The following is a 4,411-nucleotide window of genomic DNA, read 5'->3' on the forward strand; positions in this document are numbered from 1 at the left end:
ACTAATTTTTGTGCCTAATTGGAATTGACACAGTTTGCAAAAATGCCGCAACGATTCTCTGTAAATACTCGCGGTCTAGGGAATGCTTTTCTCCACTGGCACTGGTTTATCCATGGGCTCTAGTGCTCGTTTGCAACGAGTACCAACTTAAATTAAGATACAAACTATAGCATTTGCAATGTGGATCGCTAAATATTTTTTAATAGTTTTTACAAAACAGATTATATCTCTGCATAACAAACGCTTTATAGTTAACATTCGTAAGTGATTATTCAAAAAAGAATGAAAAAAGATTTAAAAAAGCTGCGTTTTATTCACATAAATAAATAATAACTCATTATAAATTAGCGTCGAAGGAAATAATATTGTTTTTGCCATGAACACAAAACTTGAGCTTTTAGTATAAATTTAAGCTTGTGAATATCAGTTTTAGAACCTACTCTGTATAACTGATTTTATATTTTACAGTAACCAGATTACCAAAAGCTGTGTCGGCTGTAGTACTACATTAAATCATAGCCGAACTATACTTTAATATTAGCATTATTTTAACCAAAAAAAGGACGGTAAAATCCAATTGTGCGATATATGCATCGCTTGACCCTCACCTGAGATTTATTTATTTTTTACAGAATAAAAGTAATTCATTTAAAATAACATAAATTTATTTAATGCAAGTCATTACAAACATTAATAAAAACTTGTGAAGAAAAAAAACCACTTTTGTAGAGAAGTAAATAATTTATTCAGTTAAAAAATAATTACGGATTTTAATGACTGATACAAAAAAATTGTAAATGGAATTGCAGTATGACCTTTCGTGCTAAAAATTTGCACTGTAATATTTTCTTTTTCTAATATTTTGAATTAGTAAACAAATACTAGAACTTTAGCGATGAATACAGATGCCTATTGTATTCGCTTAACTTTTAACCAACGAAAAGTTAAGCGGAGCAGTTCCTTTTAACAATAAAAGTAAAATTTATAAATTGAAAGAACAACATAATTAACTGTAACATTAAAAATTTACGGGATAAAAGAGTACTTTTAGATGAGTAAATTATAAAAAGCACGTCCGTTCTAACATCTATTACTACATAAAAATCACTATTAACATTAGAGTATTAAGCCTGATGTTGGTGCTTAAAAAATTAAATCGTACAACCTCCAAAAAGACCTTGAGAACTATTTAACCTAAACTTAAGTAGGTACAGAGTTTAACCGCACATAAGAATAGTACATAAAGCAAGAGACCGTGCATATTTTGTGCGATTTATTGTTATAATCCTACCCTAAAAATTATACTTCATGAAAACGATTGCGTTAAATAGTAAGAATCCTTTTAATATTTTGCGATATAATTCATAATTTTTAAAATTTATACCTATTTTTTTTTTAATTTGCGATCAAATCCAATATTTCCATAATGATAAATATCACTCGCCTCTTTGATTTCCCTTATTATCAGCACGAAAAATACAATTCTATTCCGGATGCTTTAGTAAGCAAACAAAACGGTGTCTGGATCAAAACATCTACACAGGAATATATCGCTAAAGCCAATGCCGTTTCGAGAGCACTACTCCGAATGGGTGTTCAAAAAGATGATAAAATTGCCATCATCTCCTCTAATAATAGAACCGAGTGGAATATTATGGACATTGGTGTGCTGCAAACCGGCGCACAAACCGTTCCAATTTATCCTACCATTTCAGAAGAAGATTACGAATATATTCTAAACCATTCCGGTTCTATGTATTGTTTCGTATCGGATGCCGAAGTGCTTCGAAAAGTAAACCTAATCAAACATAAAGTCCCTACACTCAAAGAAGTCTATTCCTTCAACGAAATCGGAGGCTGCTCCAACTGGAATGAATTACTGATTCTTGGCGTAGACAACGGAAACCAAAACGAAGTGGAACAACGCAAAAACAGCGTAAAAACCGAAGATTTGGCCACAATAATCTATACTTCAGGAACAACTGGAAGACCGAAAGGGGTCATGCTTTCGCATAAAAATATTGTTTCAAATGTGCTGGACAGTGCTGCGAGAATTCCATTTGAAGCCGGAAAAACCCGTGCTTTAAGCTTCCTTCCTATTTGCCATATTTTTGAAAGAATGATTTTGTATCTGTACCAATATTATGGTGTTTCAGTCTATTTTGGAGAATCTATTGAAAAAATAAGTGACAATATCAAGGAAGTGAAACCAACAGTAATCACTGCTGTTCCCAGACTTTTAGAAAAAGTATATGACAAAATTTATGCTAAAGGAACCGAATTAACCGGCATCAAAAAAAAATTGTTCTTTTGGGCTATTAACTTAGGTTTAATCTATGAACCGTATGGCAAAAATGGATTTTGGTACGAGTTTCAACTTAAAATTGCCCGCAAACTTATTTTCAGTAAATGGAAGGAAGGTTTGGGCGGAAACCTCGATTTAATGGTTTCTGGAAGTGCTGCTTTGCAACCAAGACTAGCCCGCATTTTTGCCGCTGCCGAAATCCCAGTTATGGAAGGTTACGGATTGACCGAAACCTCTCCAGTAATCTCCGTAAATGATATTAGAAATGGTGGTTTCCGGGTAGGAACAGTTGGTAAAGTAATCGATAATGTGGAAGTTATTATTGCCAAAGACGGAGAAATCCTATGCAAAGGACCTAACGTAATGATGGGCTATTACAAAGACGAAAAACTGACAAATGAAGTAATAACGGACGGGTTTTTCCACACGGGAGATATTGGGATTTTCGACGAAGATGGATTCTTAAAAATCACCGATCGTAAGAAAGAAATGTTCAAAACCTCAGGCGGAAAATACATAGCACCACAATTAATCGAAAATACGATGAAACAATCTCGTTTCATTGAGCAAATCATGGTTATTGGTGACGGACAAAAAATGCCGGCAGCCTTTATTCAGCCGAGTTTTGATTTCATTAAAGAATGGGCTGTTATTCACGGAATCGATGTTGGGAAAAGCAATGAAGAAATTATTGCCAACGAAAAAGTAAACGAAAGAATCCAATTGGAAATTGATAATTTGAACGAAAAATTTGGAAACTGGGAGAAAATCAAACGCTTTGAGCTAACGCCGGATTTATGGTCTGTGGAAGGAGGACAGCTTACGCCAACCCTAAAACTAAAACGAAAAATAGTCATGGAAAAATATATTGATTTATTCCATAAAATCTACAACTAGCTGTTATAAAACCGTTCCGTTATGAAACTAAAAATCTTGATTTGCTCCGTTATCAGTGTGTGCTTTTTCTCTAATTGTCAGGAAAAACGAAAGGAAGATTCTGTAAAAGCAAATTATTTAGATTTCTCCAAACGGGACGACCAACTCACCGGCGGTATCAAAATGATTCCGATTCAAACGCCAAAAGGCACGTTTAAAGTCTGGACCAAACGAGTGGGCAACAATCCTAAAATAAAAGTGTTGTTGCTGCACGGCGGTCCCGGTTTGACCCATGAATTATACGAGTCCTTTGACGGTTATTTTCCAAACGAAAGCATTGAATACATTTATTACGACCAGTTAGGCTCGTATTACAGCGACCAACCCAACGACAACAGTTTGTGGACTAATGAACGTTTTGTGGAAGAGGTCGAGCAAGTACACATCGCATTAGGTTTGGACAGTTCTAATTTTTACCTGATGGGACAATCTTGGGGCGGAATCCTAGCAATGGAATATGCTTTGAAATACCAAAAAAACCTGAAAGGCTTAATTATTTCGAATATGATGGCGAGTGCTCAGGAATATAACGCTTACGCAAAAGACGTTCTGGCACCGCAAATGGATTCTAAAATCCTAAAGCAATTACAGGATATCGAAAAAAATAATGATTTTGATAATCCAAAATACAGCGAATTACTTTTCGAACATTACTACACGGAACATATTTTGAGAATGCCACTCAAAGAATGGCCAGAATCCATAAACCGCTGTTTCAAGCACATTAATCCTAATGTATATGTGTTTATGCAAGGCCACAGTGAATTTGGTATCACTGGAAATGCCTCCCTTAAAAATTGGGATGTCAAAGCCAGACTAAAAACTTTGACCGTTCCTACCTTGAGCATTGGTTCTAAATACGACACGATGGATCCCGAACACATGAAATGGATTGCGAACGAAGTCCAAAACGGACGTTTCCTGTTTTGCCCTAACGGAAGCCACCTTTCGCAATACGATGACCCAAAAACGTATTTCCCAGGCGTGATTAAGTTCTTGAAAGATGTGGATGATGGGGAGTTTAAAAAAGGTTAAATAAAAGCATACTATAAAAAACCACGAATTGATTTTCGTGGTTTTTTGGTTTTTAGTCAAGAACAATAAACTCAAAAATCAAATTTAATGACAGTAAACTACTTATTACGTAAACCCATAATCCCACCAATTAAA

Annotated in this window: 2 protein-coding genes; both read left to right on the top strand. The window is 34.9% G+C overall.

Going from position 1 to position 4,411, the window contains the following annotated elements; all coding sequences use genetic code 11:
• Nucleotides 1-1,426 precede the first annotated feature (1,426 nt).
• Nucleotides 1,427-3,202, top strand: a complete 1,776-nt coding sequence (locus EKM02_RS14585; protein ID WP_126456396.1) for an AMP-dependent synthetase/ligase — start codon at nucleotides 1,427-1,429, stop codon at nucleotides 3,200-3,202.
• 21 nt (nucleotides 3,203-3,223) lie between these two features.
• A complete protein-coding gene (locus EKM02_RS14590; protein WP_126456398.1) occupies nucleotides 3,224-4,276 on the top strand; it encodes a proline iminopeptidase-family hydrolase in 1,053 nt (350 codons plus the stop codon).
• The last annotated feature ends 135 nt before the right edge of the window (nucleotides 4,277-4,411 follow it).

Origin of the sequence: Flavobacterium sp. RSP49, assembly GCF_003968735.1 — a bacterium.
Taxonomy (GTDB): domain Bacteria; phylum Bacteroidota; class Bacteroidia; order Flavobacteriales; family Flavobacteriaceae; genus Flavobacterium.